Raw genomic sequence first — 20,019 nt, 5'->3', positions numbered from 1 at the left:
AAGATGACAACACCGCAAATTAAGCAGAAGAGGCGATCAAGGCTGGCCGAATTAATTATTGTAGTGTTTGAAGAATAGATAAAAAAAAACGCTTCAGGAAAGCGTGCACGGAATAGGAGTTTATTATTTGTTACTAAATGTAAATGAAATGTGATTCAAAATGTGCCCCTGCTGGCAGCGGCGACAGGTTCTGTCGGGCCGACAGACCATGCCGTCCCGGGACAACTGAAGGTCTGGGGGCTAAATGGTTGGCGGGCATAGCAGCTCTAACGATATATAATGATTTATATAGCGTGTAAATGCGCTGTCGTCGATCGCTTCCATTCCCAGCGCATAAATCCCATCCAGTCCGCAGACCAGGGCAATTAAACGCCAGGCGATATTCTCCGCGCTGTCAGCGGGATGAAATTCACCGCTTGCGCTACCGAGACGAATAATATTGACCGTCTCTTCGTGCCACATCGACATGGTGAGCAGGTAGGCCTCTTTGATGTCGCTATCGCTCCCGCAGAGCAGTTGCCCCTCGCGCCACAGACGGATATAGGGATCCAGGCGGCCATCTTCGCTGCCGAGCATGGAAAACAGACGCTCGCGCCAGCTGGCGTCTTCCGCTACCAGCTGGATATCCAGCATCTCACGAATTAACCGAACGAAGGCCTGGGCCTTAAGTTCGCCGATAGAGGTGAAATGGTGATGCAGTTGCCCGGTAGAGACTCCGGCTTCGGCGGCGATTTGCCGGACGGTCATGGCACCTAAGCCACCCTGCAGCGCGACGCGCATCGCCGCCAGCATGATCACCTCCCGACGAGCTTCCCGATTTAAGTAGTGCATATTTCCCCGCTGAGCCGTGGTTTTCCTCGATAGTAACAAAAAGTTGGACAGTTGTTCAACAATCCGGCAGGATCGCAATCCTGGACGCGTGTCCAATTTGTAAAATTGAGGAAAAAAAGTATGTCTCGGCAATGGTTAACGCTGGTGGCGATTTTGTTGGTGTATTTACCGGTGGCGATTGATGCCACGGTGCTGCATGTCGCCGCGCCAACGCTTAGTATGTCGTTGGGGACCAGCAGCAATGAGCTGCTGTGGATCATTGATATTTATTCATTAGTCATGGCCGGCATGGTGCTGCCGATGGGGGCGCTCGGCGATAAAATTGGCTTTAAACGGCTGTTGCTGCTCGGCAGCGCTATTTTCGGCGTTTCGTCGCTGGCGGCGGCATTTTCACCCACTGCGCTGGCGCTGATCGCCTCCCGCGCGCTGCTGGCCATTGGTGCGGCGATGATCGTCCCGGCGACGCTTGCCGGCATCCGTAACACTTTTTCGCAGGCGCGGCACCGCAACATGGCGCTTGGTCTGTGGGCGGCGATTGGCTCTGGCGGCGCCGCTTTCGGCCCGTTGGTAGGCGGCATCCTGCTGGAACATTTTTACTGGGGATCGGTGTTCCTGATCAACGTGCCCATCGTGCTGGCGGTTATCGCCTTCAGCGCCCGGATGGTACCGCGCCAGCCGGCGCGCCGCGAACAACCGCTTAATCTGACCCAGGCATTGATGCTTATTGTGGCGATCCTGATGCTGGTGTTCAGCGCAAAATCGGCGCTAAAAGGGCAGATGGCATTATGGATGACCGGATTGATCGCGCTGGTGGGCCTGGCGCTGCTGGTGCGCTTTGTTCGTCAGCAGCTTTCCGCCGCGACCCCGATGGTCGATATGCGCCTGTTTACGCATCGCATTATCTTAAGCGGCGTGATGATGGCGATGACCGCACTGATCACCCTGGTGGGCTTTGAGCTACTGATGGCGCAGGAGCTACAGTTCGTCCATGGCAAAACGCCGTTTGAAGCCGGGCTGTTTATGCTGCCGCTGATGCTGGCGAGCGGATTTAGCGGACCTGTTGCCGGGGTGATGGTTTCCCGCCTGGGCCTGCGGCAGGTCGCAACTGGCGGTATGCTGCTGAGCGCGCTCAGTTTCCTCGGCCTGTCGATGACTGACTTCAGCTCCCAGCAGTGGCTGGCGTGGGGATTGATGACTCTTTTAGGCTTCAGCGTCGCCAGCGCGTTGTTGGCTTCCGGCGCCGCCATTATGGCGGCCGCGCCGAAAGAGAAAGCGGCGGCGGCCGGCGCCATTGAAACGATGGCCTACGAGCTGGGGGCCGGTCTGGGGATCGCGCTGTTCGGCCTGATTCTGACCCGCAGCTACAGCTCATCGATTGTGCTGCCTGGCGGGATGGACGGTCAGGTCGCAGCGCAGGCCTCGTCGTCCATCAGCGAAGCGATCGCCCTGGCGCAATCGCTGCCCGCTGTTCCGGCGCATTCGCTGATTGCAGCGGCGAAAACCGCATTTATCAGCGCCCACAGTATCGTGCTGGCCACCGCCGGGGTGCTGCTACTGTTGCTGGCCGCCGGGATCTGGCGCAGTCTGGCGCAGGCGCCGAAAATGAACTAGCCCTACAGCTGGAGAGAAAGCTCCATGGCCGCCCGTCGCAGCGGGGCCAGCGCTTTCTCTCTCAGCGCGACGGCGCTCATGGCGCTGGCGGGCACGCCGATGTTGAGCGCCGCTACCACCTGGCCGCTGCGTGACAGCAGCGGTACCGCCAGCGAACATAATCCCACCTCAATTTGCCGATCGGCGATGGCATATCCCTGCATACGTACTCTGGCTATTTCCTCCCGCAATCCCGCTAGATCACACAGCGTATGTGGGGTATAGCGAATTAAATTTGCGCGTGACAATGTCACGTCAAGCTGATCTTCCGGCAGGGCGCTAAGCAGTACACGGCCCATTGAGGTCGCCCATGCGGGGAGACGGCTGCCGCGACCGATGTCGACGCTCAGCAGATTGTTGACTGCGGCTCTGGCGATATAGAGCACGTTATCGCCATCGAGGGTGGCGGCGGAGCAGGACTCGCCGAGGCTCTTACCGAGGTTATCCAGCGCGGTCTGGGCCACTTTCGCCAGCGGCGTCCCGGCCAGGTAGGCGTGGCCGACGGCCAACACTCGCGGCAGCAGTTCATAGCAGCGTCCGTCAGGGCTGTGCACCATGCCGAGCGCGGCCAGGGTATACAGGCAGCGGCGGACGGCGGCGCGAGAAATCTGCGTTTTCTGGCTGAGCTGGGAGATAGTTAGCCGCTGGCGCTGGGGAGTAAAGGCGTTGAGAACCTCCAGCCCGCGCGCCAGCGACAGCATGAAGTTCGGGTCGTGTTCGGCCTGCCTGGCGCTGAGGGGGGTTGGTGGTGTCGCGCTCATTGAATTCCTCTCCATTCGAAAACAAAAGCTCACGGGACACCACTATACCGTGGGGAAAAAGGGCGGCGACGGAATGTGCCTGTTTTACCACCCGGATCACACTATTAACCTCATTTTAACAAGCGCGTCGATAATCGCACAACATTTCGATTATCGCCGTTGACCATTTCACCGGCTCCCCCCTATTGTCAAAGTCATCGTCACCCCTCGTTATGGTTGGCGTCACAAAAAGTTATGAATTTAACGATCAGGAAGAAAACATGACCGCGACCGTAGAACGCATTGAAAGCTGGCTGGTTGACGTCCCGACCATCCGCCCGCACAAACTCTCAATGACAACCATGGGCTGCCAGACGCTGGTGATTGTCCGCATTACGCGCTCTGACGGTATTTGCGGTATCGGCGAGGCGACCACCATCGGCGGGCTGAGCTATGGCGTCGAGAGTCCGGAAGCTATCTCCAGCGCCATTAACCATTACCTGACGCCGCTGCTCAAAGGGCAGCCCGCCGATAACCTCAATGCGCTGACGCAGCGTATCAACAGCGCCATCAAAGGTAACACCTTCGCCAAATCCGCGATTGAAACCGCGCTGTTGGATGCGCAGGGCAAGGCGCTGGGGCTACCGGTTTCGGCGCTGCTTGGCGGCGCGCTGCAGACCTCGCTGCCGGTGCTGTGGACCCTGGCGAGCGGGGATACCCACAAGGACATCGCCGAAGGGGAAAGGCTGCTGGCCGAAGGTCGCCATCAGGCATTTAAGTTGAAAATTGGCGCCAGCGAACTGGCTAGCGATTTACGCCACACCCGGGCGATTGTCGAAGCGCTGGGCGATCGGGCGAGCATTCGTGTCGATGTCAACCAGGCCTGGGACGCCACCGCGGCGGCTAAAGGATGTCGTGAACTGGCGGCGATGGGCATCGACTTAATTGAACAACCGGTCAGCGCGCAGGACAACGCGGCGCTGGTTCGCCTCAGCCATCACATTGAAACCGCGATTCTGGCGGATGAAGCGGTGGCGACGTACTTCGATGGCTATCGCCTGGCGCAGCAAGGCTTCAGCGGCGCCTTTGCCTTGAAAATTGCCAAAGCGGGCGGTCCGGCCAGCGTTTTAGCCCTGGCGCACGTCGCGCAGGCGGCGGGCATCGGATTGTATGGCGGCACCATGCTGGAAGGGACCGTGGGCACCGTCGCATCGCTGCACGCCTGGTCGACGCTGCCGCTGCAATGGGGCAGTGAAATGTTTGGCCCGCTGCTGCTCAAAGATGACATCGTCAGCGTACCGCTGACGTTCGCTAACGGCAGCGTGGTCCTGCCGCAGACCCCGGGTTTAGGTGTCGAACTCGATGAAGATAAATTGCAGTTCTATGCCCGTAAAGCGTAGGACATGACAGGAGAAAAATATGCTGTTTAAAGTGGATATGACCGTCAAGATCCCGCTGGGATATCCCGCCGACGAGCTTGAGGATATTAAACAACGAGAAAAAGCCTATTCGCAGCAATTACAGCGTGAAGGCACCTGGCGACATATCTGGCGCGTCGCCGGATTGTACGCCAATGTCAGTATTTTTGATGTCCGTGATGCCGACCAGTTGCACCAGATATTAATGGCTCTGCCGTTATACCCGTTTATGGAAATCCGCGTCGAGGCCTTGTGTCGTCATCCCTCCTCGATTCGTGAAGACGATAGCTAAAAATAATAAGAAACCTCGCGCCGGATATTCCGGCGTTAACCCTACAAGCCACCTGCAAGCAATAAGTGAGAATCACAATGAAAAATTCTTTCGTACAACAAGAAGCCGTGCAGAAATTATTACGTGAAAGTGCCGGGTTAAATGTTCCCGGCGGTAATGAACGCTTTAAAGCCATTGTGCATCGTTTACTGGAAAATATGTGCACCCTGATCGACGATTATAATATTACCGAGGAAGAGTTCTGGCATGCGGTGAACTATCTGCATGAACTGGGCGGGCGTCAGGAAGCGGCGCTGCTGGCAGCAGGTCTCGGGCTGGAACACTTCCTCGATCTGCGTCAGGATGCGATCGATGCCGCGCAGCATCGCGAAACCGGCACGCCGCGCACCATTGAAGGGCCGCTGTATGTCGCCAATGCGCCGCTTGCAGAAGGGTATGCGCGGATGGATGACGGTCGTGACGCCGGCGAGGTGATGTGGCTGCACGGCCAGGTTTGCGATACCCAGGGCCGTCCGGTTGCCAATGCGATTGTTGATATCTGGCATGCCAACACCCTGGGGAACTACTCGTTCTTCGATCGGAGTCAGAGCGACTATAACCTGCGACGCCGCATCCGCACCGGCGCAGATGGCCGCTACAGCGTGCGTAGCATCATGCCTTCTGGCTACGGCTGCCCGCCGGATGGCCCGACCCAAAAGCTGCTTAACCAGTTGGGTCGTCACGGCAATCGTCCGGCACATATTCATTTCTTTGTCTCCGCGCCGGGCCACAAGCACTTAACCAGCCAGATTAACCTTAACGGCGATAAGTATCTGTGGGATGACTTTGCCTTCGCGACCCGCGATGGCCTGATTGCCGACCCGGTTAAAATCACCGATCGGGAACTGATTCAGCAGCGTAAGCTTGACGGCGAACACACCGAAGTTCGCTTCGACTTTACTTTGTGCACGGCCCTGAACGCCGAAGAAGAACAGCGTATTTCCCGCCTGCGCGCGCAAGAGTCATGATCGGCACACCTCCCGGGCCAGTGCGCCCGGGGCGGTGAGCCATGCTGTTACCCGGCCTGCCACGCGCGGCCGGGGATATTGCCGAATTGATTATTCTCTCTGATTTCATTAATTCCTGAATTCTGCAGGAGGGCTAAGCTCATGCAAAAAACACTCTCGCTATTAAAAGATAAAATCAGCAATGCATTAATTGTTGACCGGCAAAAACATATTTACCGCTGCCATCGTTCGATTTTTACCGATGCTCAGTTATTTGAATTTGAGATTAAGCATATATTTGAAGGGAACTGGGTATTCCTCGCCCATGAAAGTCAGATCCCTGAGCCCGGCGATTATTTCACCCTGACCCTGGGGCGTCAGCCGGTTATTATCACCCGCGATAAAAAGCATGCCTTGCACGCGTTAATTAACAGCTGCGCCCATCGCGGTGCCATGCTCTGCCGGCGTAAAACCGGCAATAAAAACTCGTTTACCTGTCCGTTCCACGGCTGGACCTTCGGCAACAACGGTAAATTACTGAAAGCCAAAGATGAAAGTACCGGCGGATATCCGGAGACCTTTAAACATGAAGGGTCGCACGACCTGAAAAAACTGCCGCGCTTTGCCTCTTATCGCGGCTTCTTATTCGGCAGCCTCAATGAGGACGTGCAGCCGCTGGAAACCTATCTCGGCGAAACCTGCAAAATTATCGATCTGATGGTCGATCAGGCGCCGGAAGGGCTGGAAGTGTTGAAAGGCTCCTCCAGCTATGTCTACGAGGGCAACTGGAAGCTGGGCGCGGAAAACGGCGCCGACGGCTATCACGTCAGCGTGGTGCACTGGAACTACGCTTCCACGATGTCGCGCCGCAACTACGAAGCCGAAGGGACGCATTCCGTCGATGCCAACGGCTGGTCGAAAAGTCTCGGCGGCGGTTACGGTTTCGAAAACGGCCATATGCTGCTGTGGACCCGGGCGCTGAACCCGGAAGTGCGCCCGGTTTTCGCCCATCAGGCCCGCTTACAGGCCGAGTTTGGCGAGCTGCGCGCCGACCAGATGGTCAATGAAACGCGCAATCTTTGTCTCTATCCCAACGTCTATTTGATGGACCAGTTTTCCACGCAGATCCGCGTCATTCGCCCGCTCGCAGTAGATAAAACCGAAGTCACTATCTGGTGCTTTGCCCCGAAAGGTGAGCCGGACCAGGCCCGCGCGCTGCGCATTCGTCAGTACGAGGATTTCTTTAACGTCAGCGGCATGGGAACGCCGGACGATCTGGAAGAGTTCAGCGCCTGTCAGCGCGGCTATCTCGGCGAGAACCTGGCGTGGAGCGATCTCAGTCGCGGCGCGCTGCACTGGGTTGATGGTCCGGATGAGCACGCGCGGCATGGCGGATTTACGCCGCTGCTTAGCGGGGTGAAATCGGAGGATGAAGCGCTGTACATTGCCCATCACCATCACTGGCAAAAGGTCATGCTGGCCGCTCTGGAAAAAGAGCAGCAGCGCTATGAACAGTCCATAACCCAACGTGTGGAGGTGGTGTGATGCTGACGCTTGAGCAGGTTCGCCAGTTTCTCTATTACGAAGCCCGCCTGTTGGACGACCGCCAGTGGGATGAGTGGCTGACGTGCTACAGCCCCAAAGTGGTGTTCTGGATGCCGGCATGGGGCGATGACGACAAGCTGACCCGCGATCCGCAGCGCGAAATATCGCTGATCTATTACCCCAACCGCGAGGGACTGGAAGACCGCGTCTACCGCATCAAAACGGAACGTTCTGGCGCCAGTACGCCGGAGCCGCGCACCACCCACATGATTAGCAACGTTGAGCTGCTTGGCGAAAATGAGCAGGGGGTGGAGGTGCGCTACAACTGGGTGACTTACAACCACCGTTATCAGCAGACCGATGCGTGGTTTGGCTCGACCTGCGTCACCTTGACGGCCTGCGACGGCAAGCCGCAGATCCTGCGTAAAACGGTGCGCCTGAATAACGATTATATCCGTCAGGTGATCGACGTTTACCATATTTAAGAGGTGGATATGTTTACTATCGCACTCAATTTTGAGGATGGAATTACCCGTTTTATCCAGTGCAATGCGGGAGAAAAAGTGCTGGACGCCGCCTACCGACAGAAGGTCAACCTGCCGATGGATTGCTCGGACGGCGTCTGCGGGACCTGCAAATGCCATTGCGCCAGCGGCGACTATGGCATGGGGGAAGAGTATCTGGAGGAGGCGTTGAGCGAAGAAGAGGCCGATGCCCGTCAGGTGCTGACCTGTCAGATGATCCCGACCAGCGATTGCGTGATTGACGTCCCGGTTGCTGCGGCGCAGTGCAAAACCGCGCTGGCCAGCACCGGTGCGGCGGTGATGCAGGTGAATCACCTGTCGGAGAGCGCCATTGAGCTGGTGCTCCAGCTGGATGAGCCGCTGGCTTTTCTGCCAGGACAATACATCAACATTCAGGTCCCGGGCACGCCGCAGGTGCGCGCTTACTCTTTCAGCTCGCTTCCGGGCGAGCGCGAAGGCCGGTTTCTGATCCGCAACGTGCCCGGCGGGGTAATGAGCCAATGGCTGACACGCCAGGCGGCGCCGGGCGATCGTCTCACCCTCAGCGGCCCGATGGGCAGCTTCTACCTGCGCAACGGGGAACGCCCGCTGCTGATGCTGGCGGGCGGAACCGGGCTGGCGCCGCTGCTGTCGATGCTGCACACCCTTGCCCGCCAGGGCAGCACCCGGCCGATCACGCTGCTCTACGGCGTCACCCGCGATGGCGATCTGGTGAAAACCGAGGCGCTGGATGCGTTTGTCGGCCAGCTTTCCGACTATCGCTGGCTGCCGGTGGTCGCCGATGAACAGAGCGCCTGCCCGCAGCGCGGGTTTGTCACCGGGCATCTTGATGAGGCGATGCTTAACGATGGCGATGTCGACATCTATCTGTGCGGCCCACCGCCGATGGTCAACGCGGTCTCCGGCGCGCTTCGCGAGCGGGGAATTAACCCGGCAGGTTTCTGGTACGAAAAATTTCTCGCCAGCCAGAGTGCGGCGGCATAAGGAGGAGCGATGCGTTTTCAACATCAAGTGGTGGCCATTACCGGCGCCGCCCAGGGTATTGGCCGTCAGACGGCAGAACAAGCCGCCCGCGAAGGCGCCCGTTTGCTGCTGATCGACCGTTCGCGCTATGTCCATGAGCTGGCGGCGACGCTGGCCGAGGGGGGCAGCGAGGTGCTGGCGCTGGAGGCGGACCTCGAACAGTGGGAGAGCACCGAGCAGGCTTTTGCCGCCGGGGTCGCCCATTTTGGCCGACTGGACGTGGTGATTAATAACATCGGTGGGACGATCTGGGCGCGCCCGTTTGCCGAATATCAGCCGGATCAGATTGAAAAAGAGATTCGTCGTTCGCTGTTTCCGACGCTATGGGGCTGCCGCGCGGCGCTACCGTGGATGCTCAAACAGGGCAAGGGCAGCATCGTTAACGTCTCGTCCGTCGCCACTGCGGGGATTAACCGGGTGCCCTACTCGGCGGCGAAGGGCGGGGTCAACGCGCTGACCCGTTCGATTGCCATGGAGTACAGCGGCAGCGGGATTCGCATCAACGCCGTGGCGCCGGGCGGAACCGAGGCGCCGGCGCGCTTAACCCCACGGAATCATGAAACGCCCACGGCGCAGGAGCAGGCGTGGTATCAGCAGGTGGTCGCGCAAACCGTGGAGAGCAGCCTGATGCATCGCTACGGCACGCTGGCGGAACAGGCGAACGCGATCCTGTTTCTCGCCAGCGATGAAGCAAGCTATATCACCGGCGTTACGCTGCCGGTGGCCGGTGGCGACCTCGGCTAACGTCGGGTGGCGTACCAGCAGAGCAGGGAGCCGGCGCAAACCATGCCGGCGCCCTGCCAGAATGGCCAGGAGAGGACCGCGCTGAGCAACACCGCCGCCAGCGCCGAAGAGAGCACCGGGGTAAAGTAAGAGGCGGCCGCCAGCAGGCTGACGTTACCGTGGAGAATCCCCACGTTCCAGGCCGCATAGCCAAACCCCAGCGCCACCGCGCACATCACCAGCTTAATGACCACCGGCCAGCTGAAAATCATCGGCGGTTGATCGCTGAGCATAAACTTCAGCCACAGGGTCAGAGCGGTTAATAAAACAAACAGGGTGATGCCGTTTTTGCCGCGCGCATATTTTGCGGTGACCGTGCAATAGGTCGCCCAGATAAATGCGCCGACAAAGGCCAGAATATAGCTCAGCGGGCTGGAGACGACGTTGCGGGTAATTTCATCGATATTCAGGCCATGCTCACCGCCTAATACCCAGGTGACGCCAAGCAGCGCGAGAAATAAGCCGGGAATGACCAGCCAGCTGGTTTTCTGACCATTAAAGAGAATGGCAAAGAGAATCGTCAGGCTGGGCCACAGATAATTGACCATCCCGACTTCAATCGCCTGCTGGCGACTCCCGGCAAAGCCCAGCGACAGCGCCAGACAAATTTCATAGCTGACGAACAGCAGACTGCCGGCCAGCAGATAGGCGCGCGGCATTTGCCGCAGCCGGGGAAACCCGACGGTGGCCAGCAGTAATAAGCCGCTCAGCGTATAGATCATTGCCGCGCCGCCGACCGGACCTAACCCTTCACTGACGCCACGAATTAATCCGACCATCGTGCTCCACAGCACAATGGCAGCCAGACCGGTCAACGTTGCTTTTTTCTTTTCCATGTCAAACCTGACACCGATATTCATCAAGAGACGATTTATAACACTTTTTCATTCCTTCTGGCCCCTGTTTTCCTTCGCGCTTAATACAAAGGGAGTAATGAAATCCGCTGACCTTGACTATTAAGGGGGCGATGGTTTTCGACATTGATTTGACGCAAAAAAATAAGGGGCATTGCTGTTAGTTTCCCCCGCGATGAACACGCATCCTGCATGGAGAAAATCAATGGACGTCAGCCGCAGAAAGTTTTTTAAAATCTGCGCAGGCGGTATGGCCGGAACAACAGCTGCTGCACTGGGTTTCGCACCCAAAATGGCGCTGGCTCAGGCGCGTAATTACAAATTATTGCGCGCCAAAGAGATCCGCAACACCTGCACATACTGTTCCGTGGGCTGCGGGCTATTAATGTATAGCCTGGGCGACGGCGCGAAGAACGCGAAAGAAGCCATTTATCATATTGAAGGGGATCCCGATCACCCGGTCAGCCGGGGCGCGTTATGCCCGAAAGGGGCGGGGCTGCTGGATTATGTTCACAGCGAGAATCGTCTGCGTTATCCGCAATACCGCGCGCCGGGCTCTGACAAATGGCAGCGCATCTCCTGGGACGATGCCTTCACCCGTATCGCCAGACTGATGAAAGCCGACCGTGATGCCAACTTTATTGAGAAAAACGAGCAGGGCACCGTGGTTAACCGCTGGCTTTCAACCGGGATGCTGTGCGCCTCGGCGGCAAGTAATGAAACCGGCATGCTGACGCAGAAGTTCGTGCGTTCGCTCGGCATGCTGGCAGTGGATAACCAGGCGCGCGTCTGACACGGACCAACGGTAGCAAGTCTTGCTCCAACATTTGGTCGCGGTGCGATGACCAACCATTGGGTTGATATCAAAAACGCTAACGTGGTGGTGGTGATGGGCGGCAATGCCGCTGAGGCCCATCCGGTGGGATTCCGCTGGGCGATGGAGGCGAAAAACAACAACGATGCTCTGCTTATCGTCGTTGACCCGCGCTTTACGCGTACGGCTTCGGTCGCCGATATCTATGCGCCGATTCGTTCCGGTACCGACATTACCTTCCTGTCGGGCGTGCTGCGGTACCTGATCGAAAACAACAAAATCAACGCGGAGTACGTTAAACACTACACTAACGCCAACCTGCTGGTGCGCGACGATTTTGCCTTCGAAGATGGCCTGTTCAGCGGCTATGACGCTGAAAAACGGCAGTATGATAAAACATCGTGGAACTATCAGTTCGACGAAAACGGCTACGCTCTGCGCGACGAGACCCTGCAACATCCGCGCTGCGTATGGAACCTGCTGAAGCAGCACGTCTCCCGCTATACGCCGGAAGTGGTGGAGAACATCTGCGGAACGCCAAAAGCCGATTTTCTCAAAGTGTGCGAAGTGCTGGCCTCCACCAGCGCCGCGGACCGGACCACCACTTTCCTGTACGCATTGGGCTGGACGCAGCATACCGTCGGCGCGCAGAACATCCGCACCATGGCGATGATCCAGCTACTGCTTGGCAATATGGGGATGGCCGGCGGCGGCGTCAACGCCCTGCGCGGCCACTCCAATATTCAGGGCTTAACCGACCTCGGTCTGCTGTCGACCAGCCTGCCGGGCTATCTGACGCTGCCCTCTGAAAAACAGACCGATCTGCACAGCTGGCTGGCGGCGAACACGCCAAAAGCCACGCGAGCGGATCAGGTGAATTACTGGAGCAACTATCCGAAGTTTGCGGTCAGCCTGATGAAAGCGTTTTACGGCGATGCGGCGCAGAAAGAGAACGACTGGGGCTTTAACTGGCTGCCGAAATGGGATCAGTCTTACGACGTCATCAAGTATTTCAACATGATGGATAAAGGACAGGTCACGGGCTATATCTGCCAGGGCTTCAACCCGGTGGCCTCGTTCCCGGACAAAAACAAGGTGGTCCGCAGCCTGAGCAAGCTGAAGTACATGGTGGTTATCGACCCGCTGGTGACCGAAACCTCGACCTTCTGGCAAAACCACGGCGAGTCGAACGATGTTGACCCGGCGGCGATTCAGACCGAAGTGTTCCGTCTGCCCTCCACCTGCTTTGCTGAAGAGGACGGGTCGATTGCTAACTCCGGGCGCTGGCTGCAGTGGCACTGGAAAGGCCAGGATGCGCCGGGCGAAGCGCGTAACGACGGTGAAATTCTGGCCGGGATTTACCACCGTCTGCGCGAGATGTATCGCCGTGAAGGCGGGAAAGGCGCCGAACCGCTGCTGAAGATGAGCTGGAGCTACAGGCAGCCGGATCATCCGGAGTCGGAAGAGGTGGCGAAAGAGAACAACGGCTATGCGCTGGCGGATCTCTATGACAGCAACGGCGTCCTGCTGGCGAAAAAAGGCCAGCTGCTGAGCAGTTTCGCACTGTTGCGTGATGACGGCACCACGGCGTCGTCCTGCTGGATCTACGCCGGTAGCTGGACGGAGCAGGGTAACCAGATGGCCAACCGCGATAACGCCGATCCGTCAGGACTGGGCAATACGCTGGGCTGGGCCTGGGCGTGGCCGCTGAACCGACGCGTGCTGTACAACCGGGCATCGGCGGATATTAACGGCAAGCCGTGGGATCCGAAGCGGATGCTGATCCAGTGGAACGGCAGCAAGTGGACGGGGAACGATATCCCTGACTTCAATACCGCCGCGCCGGGCAGCAACACCGGGCCGTTTATCATGCAGCCGGAAGGGCTGGGGCGTCTGTTTGCGCTCGATAAGCTGGCGGAAGGGCCGTTCCCGGAACATTACGAGCCCATGGAAACGCCGCTGGGTACCAACCCGCTGCACCCGAACGTGATCTCCAGTCCGGTGGTGCGTCTGTATGAAGACGACGCCCTGCGCTTAGGGAAAAAAGATCGGTTCCCTTACGTCGGCACCACCTATCGTCTGACCGAGCATTTCCACACTTGGACCAAGCATGCGCGGCTTAACGCCATCGCCCAGCCGGAACAGTTTGTGGAAATCAGCGAAGGTCTGGCGCAGGCGAAAGGCATTACCAACGGCGATCGGGTGACGGTGAGCAGCCAGCGCGGCTTTATTCGCGCGGTGGCGGTGGTGACTCGCCGTCTGCGGACCCTCAACGTTCACGGCCAGCAGGTGGAAACCGTCGGGATCCCGCTGCACTGGGGCTTTGAAGGGGTGGCGCAGAAAGGCTATATCGCCAATACCCTGACGCCAAACGTCGGCGATTCCAACTCGCAAACGCCGGAGTATAAAGCGTTTCTGGTCAACATCGAGAAAGCGTAAGGAGCGATTCAATGGCGATGGAAACACAAGACATTATTAAGCGCTCCGCAACCAACCCGATAACCCCCGCGCCGCGTGCGCGGGACTACAAGGCGGAAGTGGCTAAGCTGATTGATGTCTCCTCCTGCGTGGGCTGCAAAGCCTGCCAGGTGGCCTGTTCCGAGTGGAACGATATCCGCGATGAGGTGGGGCACTGTGTCGGGGTGTACGATAACCCGGCGGACCTGAGCGCCAAATCCTGGACGGTGATGCGCTTTAGCGAAACCGAGCAGAACGGCAAGCTGGAGTGGCTGATCCGTAAAGATGGCTGTATGCACTGCGAGGAGCCAGGCTGTCTGAAAGCCTGTCCCTCCGCCGGGGCGATTATTCAGTACGCCAACGGTATCGTCGATTTTCAGCAGGAGAACTGCATCGGCTGCGGCTACTGCATTGCCGGCTGTCCGTTTAATGTCCCGCGTCTCAATAAAGAGGATAACCGGGTCTATAAATGTACCCTCTGCGTGGATCGCGTTAGCGTCGGCCAGGAACCGGCGTGCGTGAAAACCTGCCCGACGGGCGCCATCCATTTTGGCAGCAAGAAAGAGATGCTGGAGGTGGCGCAGGAGCGGGTCAACAAGCTGAAAGCGCGCGGCTATATACAGGCCGGGGTGTACAACCCGCAGGGAGTGGGCGGTACCCATGTGATGTACGTCCTGCACCATGCTGACCAGCCGGAGCTGTACCACAATCTGCCGAAACAGCCGCAGATTGATACCAGTATTAATCTGTGGAAGGGGGCGCTGAAACCGCTGTCAGCGGCCGGCTTTATCGCTACCTTTGCCGGCTTGATTTATCACTACATCGGCATCGGGCCGAACAAGGAAGTGGATGACGACGAGGAGGAGCATGATGAATAAGTCGAAAATGATTGTGCGCACAAAGTTTATCGACCGCGCCTGTCACTGGACGGTGGTTATCTGCTTCTTTCTGGTGGCGCTCTCCGGGATCTCGTTCTTTTTCCCGACGCTGCAGTGGCTGACGGAAACCTTCGGTACGCCGCAGATGGGACGCATTTTGCATCCGTTCTTCGGCGTGGCTATCTTCATTGCGCTGATGTTTATGTTTGTACGCTTTGTCCACCATAACATTCCGGACAAGCAGGACATCCCGTGGCTGAAGGGCATTGTTGAAGTGCTGAAGGGCAATGAACATAAAGTGGCCCGCGTCGGCAAATATAACGCCGGGCAGAAGATGATGTTCTGGACCATCATGAGCATGATTTTCGTGTTGCTGGTGACCGGGGTGATCATCTGGCGTCCCTGGTTTGCCCCTTTCTTCCCGATCCAGGTCATTCGCTACAGCCTGCTGATTCACGCCACCTCGGCGATTATTTTGATTCACGCCATCCTGATCCATATGTATATGGCATTCTGGGTGAAAGGGTCGATTAAGGGGATGGTCGAAGGCAAAGTCAGCCGTCGCTGGGCCAGGAAACATCACCCGCGCTGGTACCGTGAGGTTGAGCGTCTGGAAGCGAAAAAAGAGAGTCTGGAAGGTATCACGTCACGCCGTTCCTGACCGTTTCATGGCGCGACCCGGTCGCGCCATGTGTTTTCACTTCTCGCTACGCAGGACTTCCAGCCCAACGCGCTGGCCATAAGAGAGTTCCAGCGTATTGCCATCCGGGTCGCTGAAGAAAACGTAATAGCCCACCGGCTCCCCAGACTGCTCCGGCTCCTTTCTCAGCACGCCTTCCCGCCGCGCCATCGCGGTTTTGGCGTCGATCTCCTCTTTTGTCGCGCAGGCGACACCTAAATGACCAAACGGCCCCAGCGGGGTATCGGTCGGCTCATCGGCCTGCACCAGCACCAGGGCGAATAAGCGGGTACGATCGCTCAACCACGCCACGTGGCGAGCGGAGGGGAGATTCGGCGAGCGCTGGTGAATCACCTGCATGGCGGTATAGCGGGTATAAAAATCGATGCTCCTGTCGAGATCCCGCACCATAAAGGCAACGTGGGTAAAACCGCTGTCAATCTCATGCATATCATGTCCTTATTGTGGCCTGACGGGTATGCGTTAAGCGTAATACCTGAGGTTAACTTGAGGTAAACGGCGGATTTGTCGATTTGAGCTCCCCAGAAAAGGGGGGGACCTTTCCCGCTCCGGCAGAAGGGCCCGAGGCGGGCAAGGCGCAGTTCGCGCTCAGAAGCGCTCGGCAATAAAACGGAAAGGGTAATCGGCAGTTTTCACTTTGCCGATTTTACGTTTGGGTAATTTTACCGGTTCGGTATGGACGCTCTTATAGGGGATCTGCGACAGCAGATGAGTAATGATATTCAGGCGCACGCGCTTCTTCTCTTCCGAACGGGCGACAAACCACGGCGCCCAGGAGGTGTCGGTGGCGGCAAACATCGCATCCCTGGCCTGAGTGTACTCATCCCAGCGGTTAAACGACTTGATATCCATCGGTGACAGTTTCCAGATTTTGCGCCCGTCATCGATACGATCGCGCAGCCGGCGCTCCTGTTCTTCCGGCGTCACCTCGAGCCAGTATTTGAGCAGGATGATGCCGGACTCCACCATCGACCGCTCTACCAGAGGCGCCCCCGCAAGGAATTTTTCCACGTCGTCGGCGCTGCAAAATCCCATCACCCGTTCAACGCCCGCCCGGTTATACCAGCTGCGGTCGAAAATAACGATTTCGCCAGCGGCCGGCAGATGCGGGATATAGCGTTGAAAATAGAGCTGGGTCTTCTCCTTGTCGGTCGGGGCCGGCAGGGCGATCACCCGGAATACGCGCGGGCTGACCCGCTCGGTGATCGCTTTGATGGTGCCGCCTTTACCGGCGCCATCGCGACCTTCAAACACAATGCACACCTTCAGTCCCTGACTGACCACCCACTGCTGCAATTTAACCAGCTCGACGTGGAGTTTGCGCAGCGCTTTTTCATACTCTTTATCGCCAAGCGGCTTCATTTTGCTCGAACCCGCTACACCCTTGACCTTCTTGTTGTTTCCCATGGCTATCGCTCCGTTCTGAGAGGGGAAAGGGAACTTGTGTACCGTAAAGTGTAATCATCCCGGGCAAGAGTGGTGGACATTATGACAATTCCGCGGGTTAACAGGCGAAGTCGACGGGCGTCACGCGCCATGAGGAAAAAAAACTTGTCCAGATTTGGACAGGTTTGCTCTTTTCATTGCGCCAGCGAGCGCATACCGTGTGCGGACTCTTTACCATCAGACCGCCAGGTCTGGCTCCCGAGGATTGCCCGTGTAGTTGGCGTTAACACCTGCGGGAGCGAAATAAAAAGGAATTGACCGATGAAAACTGCGAACGGTATGGCCATTTTTTTGGGCTGCGCACTGACCTTTTCCGTTAGCGCGATGGATAAAACGGCCGGTGGCGCCGTGTCGGGGGCCGCCGTGGGCGCGTTAAGCGGAAAAAGCGTGCGCTCTACGGTACAAGGCGCGGTCGTCGGTGGCGGTATCGGCGCCATGACTGAACACGGCGACAAAGGCAAAGCCGCGCGTACCGGCGGGGCCATCGGCGCCGCAGTCGGAGCGGGTGCCGCAGCCGTTACCGGCAACAGCGTGCTGCAGGGCGCGGCGCTGGGCGCCGGGGCGGGCGGCATGATCGGGAAAGCCAGCCGCTAACACTTCTCCAGCCGTATTGCGCTGCGATACGGCTGACTGCCTCTGCGTCACGCCGACGCTGCGCTCTTCCTCTCTGATTCATCCCTCCCGGCCCCTGGCTCACATAAACGGATCGCGCTATTTTATGGACAAACGGGTCAGCGGGCGTTTTTGTCTGGTTTGCCGATCCTGAATGGTCAATAATGCCGGCCGAAAATGCAAAATACGTGATTAACTGAATGAAAAAGACGATTTTTTCGCTCGCGCTGGGCACGTTTGGCCTGGGCATGGCGGAATTTGGCATTATGGGCGTACTGCCGGAAATTGCTCGCGATGTCGGGGTCTCCATTCCCGTCGCCGGCAACATGATCGCCTGGTATGCCTTCGGGGTGGTGATTGGCGCGCCGGTAATGGCGCTGTTTTCCAGCCGCTTTTCATTAAAGTCGGTGATGCTGTTCCTCGCGGCGCTCTGTATTGTCGGGAATACCTTGTTTACCTTTTCTTCCAGCTATTTCATGCTGGCGACCGGGCGACTGGTGTCCGGCTTCCCGCATGGCGCCTTTTTCGGCGTCGGGGCGATTATTTTGTCGAAGGTGGCGCCGCCGGGTAAAGTGACCGCGGCGGTGGCGGGGATGATTGCCGGTATGACGGTGGCCAATCTGGTCGGCGTCCCCGCCGGGACCTGGCTTGGCCATCAGTTCAGCTGGCGCTATACCTTTCTGGGGATTGCTATCTTCAACGTGGCGGTGCTGATGTCGATTCTCTGGTGGGTTCCGACCGTCTTTGATCGATCCACGACGCGGCTGCGGGAGCAGTTTCACTTCTTATCGTCGCCTGCGCCGTGGCTGATTTTTGCCGCGACCCTGTTTGGCAACGCCGGGGTATTTACGTGGTTCAGCTACATCAAACCGTTTATGATCCATGTCTCCGGATTTTCCGAAAGCGCGATGATCGCCATCATGATGCTGGTAGGGCTGGGGATGGTTATCGGTAATCTGCTGAGCGGAAAAATCTCCGCTCGCTACAGTCCGCTGCGCATTGCGGCCGCCACCGACGGCGCCATTGTGGTAGTGATGCTGCTGATCTTTCTCTTTGGCGAGCACAAAACGGCATCGCTGCTGCTGGCGTTTTTGTGCTGTGCCGGACTCTTTGCGCTGGCGGCGCCGCTGCAAATCTTATTGCTCCAGAATGCCCGTGGCGGAGAGATGCTGGGGGCGGCTGGCGGGCAGATAGCTTTCAACCTCGGTAGCGCGATCGGTGCATTTTGCGGCGGGATGATGATTACCTCCGGCTTTGGCTGGAATGCGATTGCGCTCCCGGCGGCGCTGCTCTCCTTCCTGGCGATGACATCCCTGTTGATTTACGCCCGCGGCCAGCGGAACCGCATCGCCGCGGGCGCGGTGGATTAATCCGTTTCCCACGGTTCGCCAAGGGTCAACATCAGGCGGTTAGCCCACGCAAAAAAGGCCGCCGATTGCAGTAAATCGAGCTGGGCCAGGGTGTCCAGACCCTGCTCTTCAAGGCGATCAAGATGCGCGGCGGTCAGGGCAGGCGGCGTGACGGACAGGGCGGCGGCAAAGTCTATTTCCGCCCGCCAGCGCGGCGACTGGCCGTCGCTCAAGATTTCCCCCGGCGTCACCGCCAGTAGCGTTTCTATCGCACTCTCATCTTTTGCCAGCTGCGCCGCCTTGCGGGCATGCACCGATGCGCAATAAATACAGCCGTTGACCTTACTGGCGACCGTAGCGGCCAGCTCTCGTTCCGCGCGCGGCAGACCGCCGGGGGTGTAGAAGATGCCTTTGTCGGTCAGCGTACGCTGCTCCAGTACCGGCTGATTGCGCGCCAGCAGCCGAAAATAGGGGGAATCCGTATGGCCAAATTTTGCCAGAATCGCCCGTTCATCGTCGTTGAAGGCGTCCAGCGCTTTGGCTTCAAGCCAGGGCTCCCAGTTCAGTTCATCACGGGTGAAATGCCCTGGGGCCGGCTTACCGCTTACGGTCTGCCGGGTGGTATGCCAGAAACCGGCCGCCACCGGCGTATCGGCGCTGGCAAAGGGTTTTCCGTTCAATAACCGCAGGCCGTTGAGTAACCGGCTCTGGAAGCTGACGAAGGCTATCAGCTGGGCGAGGGTGACTATCCCGCGCGGGGTCCAGCCGGCGCGGGTGAGCGCCTGCAGCGCCGAAGGGGTGGCCTCTACCGGGCTGAAGGTTAACAGACGGGCAAACGCCAGCGCCGGGGTCAGCCGCGCGGAGGTCGGGTCGGCCAGGCCAAAACCGGCATAGTGGGCGGCCAGCGCATCGGCCTGATGCAGCTTCGCCACTTTGGCGGCGACGGCAAAACGTTCATCGGGGGGGAAATCCTCATCCTGCTGGCTGAACAGCACCTCATAGCTGCCCTGTGCGTGGCGGGTCGCCGCGTCGCGCACGGCCCGGGCCTCGGCTAACGGGGAATCCGGGGAAATCTCTGCCAGCTCTGCCAAAATATCCTGACTCAGTGTCATGGTGA

Annotated in this window: 18 protein-coding genes and 1 pseudogene; 13 read left to right on the top strand and 6 right to left on the bottom strand. The window is 58.3% G+C overall.

Translation table 11 applies throughout. The annotated features are described in order from the left end of the window. Positions 1-240 precede the first annotated feature (240 nt). Positions 241-831 (bottom strand): TetR family transcriptional regulator, encoded by a 591-nt coding sequence (locus AC007G_RS11600; RefSeq protein ID WP_032696252.1) that lies wholly within the window; start codon positions 829-831, stop codon positions 241-243. Between the two features lie 120 nt (positions 832-951). Between AC007G_RS11600 and AC007G_RS11595 the strand changes: the two genes are divergently transcribed. Continuing rightward, positions 952-2,442, top strand: a complete 1,491-nt coding sequence (locus AC007G_RS11595; protein ID WP_032699920.1) for an MFS transporter — start codon at positions 952-954, stop codon at positions 2,440-2,442. Positions 2,443-2,444: 2 nt separating this feature from the next. On the opposite strand, the pseudogene AC007G_RS11590 reads toward AC007G_RS11595, so the two are convergent. Further along, positions 2,445-3,342, bottom strand: a pseudogene (locus AC007G_RS11590) (IclR family transcriptional regulator domain-containing protein). Between the two features lie 112 nt (positions 3,343-3,454). Here AC007G_RS11590 and AC007G_RS11585 point away from each other — a divergent pair. The 7 genes from AC007G_RS11585 to benD all read left to right on the top strand — a co-directional run bounded on the left by AC007G_RS11585 (position 3,455) and on the right by benD (position 9,753). After that, positions 3,455-4,621: a muconate cycloisomerase family protein gene (locus AC007G_RS11585; protein ID WP_369804349.1), complete on the top strand. Its 1,167-nt coding sequence runs from the start codon at positions 3,455-3,457 to the stop codon at positions 4,619-4,621. A 19-nt stretch (positions 4,622-4,640) separates the two neighbouring features. Then, on the top strand, positions 4,641-4,931 hold the full coding sequence (gene catC / locus AC007G_RS11580; RefSeq protein ID WP_032687819.1) for a muconolactone Delta-isomerase: 291 nt from the start codon (positions 4,641-4,643) through the stop codon (positions 4,929-4,931). Between the two features lie 77 nt (positions 4,932-5,008). After that, on the top strand, positions 5,009-5,938 hold the full coding sequence (catA, locus tag AC007G_RS11575) for a catechol 1,2-dioxygenase (protein ID WP_032696249.1): 930 nt from the start codon (positions 5,009-5,011) through the stop codon (positions 5,936-5,938). A 141-nt stretch (positions 5,939-6,079) separates the two neighbouring features. Then, the gene (locus AC007G_RS11570) at positions 6,080-7,462 is read left to right on the top strand and encodes a Rieske 2Fe-2S domain-containing protein (protein ID WP_032696248.1); all 1,383 of its coding nucleotides are present in this window, start codon (positions 6,080-6,082) and stop codon (positions 7,460-7,462) included. Further along, complete coding sequence (benB, locus tag AC007G_RS11565; RefSeq protein ID WP_142630653.1) at positions 7,462-7,947, top strand: benzoate 1,2-dioxygenase small subunit; 486 nt, start codon at positions 7,462-7,464, stop codon at positions 7,945-7,947. The genes AC007G_RS11570 and benB overlap by 1 nt, the downstream gene beginning before the upstream one ends. A gap of 9 nt (positions 7,948-7,956) precedes the next feature. Further along, complete coding sequence (benC, locus tag AC007G_RS11560) at positions 7,957-8,970, top strand: benzoate 1,2-dioxygenase electron transfer component BenC (RefSeq protein ID WP_064794246.1); 1,014 nt, start codon at positions 7,957-7,959, stop codon at positions 8,968-8,970. Between the two features lie 9 nt (positions 8,971-8,979). Next, complete coding sequence (benD, locus tag AC007G_RS11555) at positions 8,980-9,753, top strand: benzoate diol dehydrogenase BenD (protein WP_032687814.1); 774 nt, start codon at positions 8,980-8,982, stop codon at positions 9,751-9,753. Here benD and yddG read toward each other — a convergent pair. Continuing rightward, on the bottom strand, positions 9,750-10,628 hold the full coding sequence (gene yddG, locus AC007G_RS11550; protein WP_032699929.1) for an aromatic amino acid DMT transporter YddG: 879 nt from the start codon (positions 10,626-10,628) through the stop codon (positions 9,750-9,752). The two genes, benD and yddG, sit on opposite strands and share 4 nt — an antisense overlap. Positions 10,629-10,851: 223 nt before the next feature. Here yddG and fdnG point away from each other — a divergent pair, with 223 nt between their 5' ends. The 3 genes from fdnG to fdnI are packed head-to-tail and all read left to right on the top strand — an operon-like array spanning position 10,852 to position 15,456. After that, positions 10,852-13,899 carry a formate dehydrogenase-N subunit alpha gene (gene fdnG, locus AC007G_RS11545; protein ID WP_112150620.1) on the top strand — a complete coding sequence of 1,016 codons (3,048 nt, stop codon included), beginning with the start codon at positions 10,852-10,854 and terminating at the stop codon, positions 13,897-13,899. An 11-nt stretch (positions 13,900-13,910) separates the two neighbouring features. Further along, on the top strand, positions 13,911-14,795 hold the full coding sequence (fdxH, locus tag AC007G_RS11540) for a formate dehydrogenase subunit beta (RefSeq protein WP_047664867.1): 885 nt from the start codon (positions 13,911-13,913) through the stop codon (positions 14,793-14,795). Continuing rightward, a complete protein-coding gene (gene fdnI, locus AC007G_RS11535) occupies positions 14,788-15,456 on the top strand; it encodes a formate dehydrogenase-N subunit gamma (RefSeq protein WP_064794245.1) in 669 nt (222 codons plus the stop codon). Before fdxH ends, fdnI begins: the two co-directional genes overlap by 8 nt. A gap of 36 nt (positions 15,457-15,492) precedes the next feature. On the opposite strand, the gene AC007G_RS11530 is transcribed toward fdnI, so the two are convergent. Together AC007G_RS11530 and ppk2 are read right to left on the bottom strand one after the other, a co-directional pair. Beyond that, on the bottom strand, positions 15,493-15,924 hold the full coding sequence (locus AC007G_RS11530) for a VOC family protein (RefSeq protein WP_032687806.1): 432 nt from the start codon (positions 15,922-15,924) through the stop codon (positions 15,493-15,495). A gap of 159 nt (positions 15,925-16,083) precedes the next feature. Further along, the gene (ppk2, locus tag AC007G_RS11525; protein WP_032687805.1) at positions 16,084-16,902 is read right to left on the bottom strand and encodes a polyphosphate kinase 2; all 819 of its coding nucleotides are present in this window, start codon (positions 16,900-16,902) and stop codon (positions 16,084-16,086) included. 300 nt (positions 16,903-17,202) lie between these two features. On the opposite strand from ppk2, the gene AC007G_RS11520 reads away from it, so the two are divergent. Then, positions 17,203-17,535: a glycine zipper family protein gene (locus tag AC007G_RS11520; protein ID WP_142630620.1), complete on the top strand. Its 333-nt coding sequence runs from the start codon at positions 17,203-17,205 to the stop codon at positions 17,533-17,535. A gap of 218 nt (positions 17,536-17,753) precedes the next feature. Continuing rightward, positions 17,754-18,923: an MFS transporter AraJ gene (gene araJ / locus AC007G_RS11515; RefSeq protein ID WP_134935350.1), complete on the top strand. Its 1,170-nt coding sequence runs from the start codon at positions 17,754-17,756 to the stop codon at positions 18,921-18,923. Here araJ and AC007G_RS11510 read toward each other — a convergent pair. After that, on the bottom strand, positions 18,920-20,014 hold the full coding sequence (locus tag AC007G_RS11510; protein ID WP_032699912.1) for an alkylhydroperoxidase domain protein: 1,095 nt from the start codon (positions 20,012-20,014) through the stop codon (positions 18,920-18,922). The genes araJ and AC007G_RS11510 overlap by 4 nt on opposite strands. Between the last annotated feature and the right edge of the window lie 5 nt (positions 20,015-20,019).

Source organism: Klebsiella sp. CSG-1, assembly GCF_056521145.1.
This window is presented reverse-complemented; position numbering and strand designations above follow the sequence as displayed.

What these genes read in the sequence shown, in the direction of transcription:
- AC007G_RS11600 (WP_032696252.1), bottom strand. Translation starts at nt 831, where the DNA reads ATGCACTACTTAAATCGGGAAGCTCGTCGGGAGGTGATCATGCTGGCG.
- AC007G_RS11595 (WP_032699920.1), top strand. Translation starts at nt 952, where the DNA reads ATGTCTCGGCAATGGTTAACGCTGGTGGCGATTTTGTTGGTGTATTTA.
- AC007G_RS11585 (WP_369804349.1), top strand. Translation starts at nt 3,455, where the DNA reads ATGGTTGGCGTCACAAAAAGTTATGAATTTAACGATCAGGAAGAAAAC.
- catC (WP_032687819.1), top strand. Translation starts at nt 4,641, where the DNA reads ATGCTGTTTAAAGTGGATATGACCGTCAAGATCCCGCTGGGATATCCC.
- catA (WP_032696249.1), top strand. Translation starts at nt 5,009, where the DNA reads ATGAAAAATTCTTTCGTACAACAAGAAGCCGTGCAGAAATTATTACGT.
- AC007G_RS11570 (WP_032696248.1), top strand. Translation starts at nt 6,080, where the DNA reads ATGCAAAAAACACTCTCGCTATTAAAAGATAAAATCAGCAATGCATTA.
- benB (WP_142630653.1), top strand. Translation starts at nt 7,462, where the DNA reads ATGCTGACGCTTGAGCAGGTTCGCCAGTTTCTCTATTACGAAGCCCGC.
- benC (WP_064794246.1), top strand. Translation starts at nt 7,957, where the DNA reads ATGTTTACTATCGCACTCAATTTTGAGGATGGAATTACCCGTTTTATC.
- benD (WP_032687814.1), top strand. Translation starts at nt 8,980, where the DNA reads ATGCGTTTTCAACATCAAGTGGTGGCCATTACCGGCGCCGCCCAGGGT.
- yddG (WP_032699929.1), bottom strand. Translation starts at nt 10,628, where the DNA reads ATGGAAAAGAAAAAAGCAACGTTGACCGGTCTGGCTGCCATTGTGCTG.
- fdxH (WP_047664867.1), top strand. Translation starts at nt 13,911, where the DNA reads ATGGCGATGGAAACACAAGACATTATTAAGCGCTCCGCAACCAACCCG.
- fdnI (WP_064794245.1), top strand. Translation starts at nt 14,788, where the DNA reads ATGAATAAGTCGAAAATGATTGTGCGCACAAAGTTTATCGACCGCGCC.
- AC007G_RS11530 (WP_032687806.1), bottom strand. Translation starts at nt 15,924, where the DNA reads ATGCATGAGATTGACAGCGGTTTTACCCACGTTGCCTTTATGGTGCGG.
- ppk2 (WP_032687805.1), bottom strand. Translation starts at nt 16,902, where the DNA reads ATGGGAAACAACAAGAAGGTCAAGGGTGTAGCGGGTTCGAGCAAAATG.
- AC007G_RS11520 (WP_142630620.1), top strand. Translation starts at nt 17,203, where the DNA reads ATGAAAACTGCGAACGGTATGGCCATTTTTTTGGGCTGCGCACTGACC.
- araJ (WP_134935350.1), top strand. Translation starts at nt 17,754, where the DNA reads ATGAAAAAGACGATTTTTTCGCTCGCGCTGGGCACGTTTGGCCTGGGC.
- AC007G_RS11510 (WP_032699912.1), bottom strand. Translation starts at nt 20,014, where the DNA reads ATGACACTGAGTCAGGATATTTTGGCAGAGCTGGCAGAGATTTCCCCG.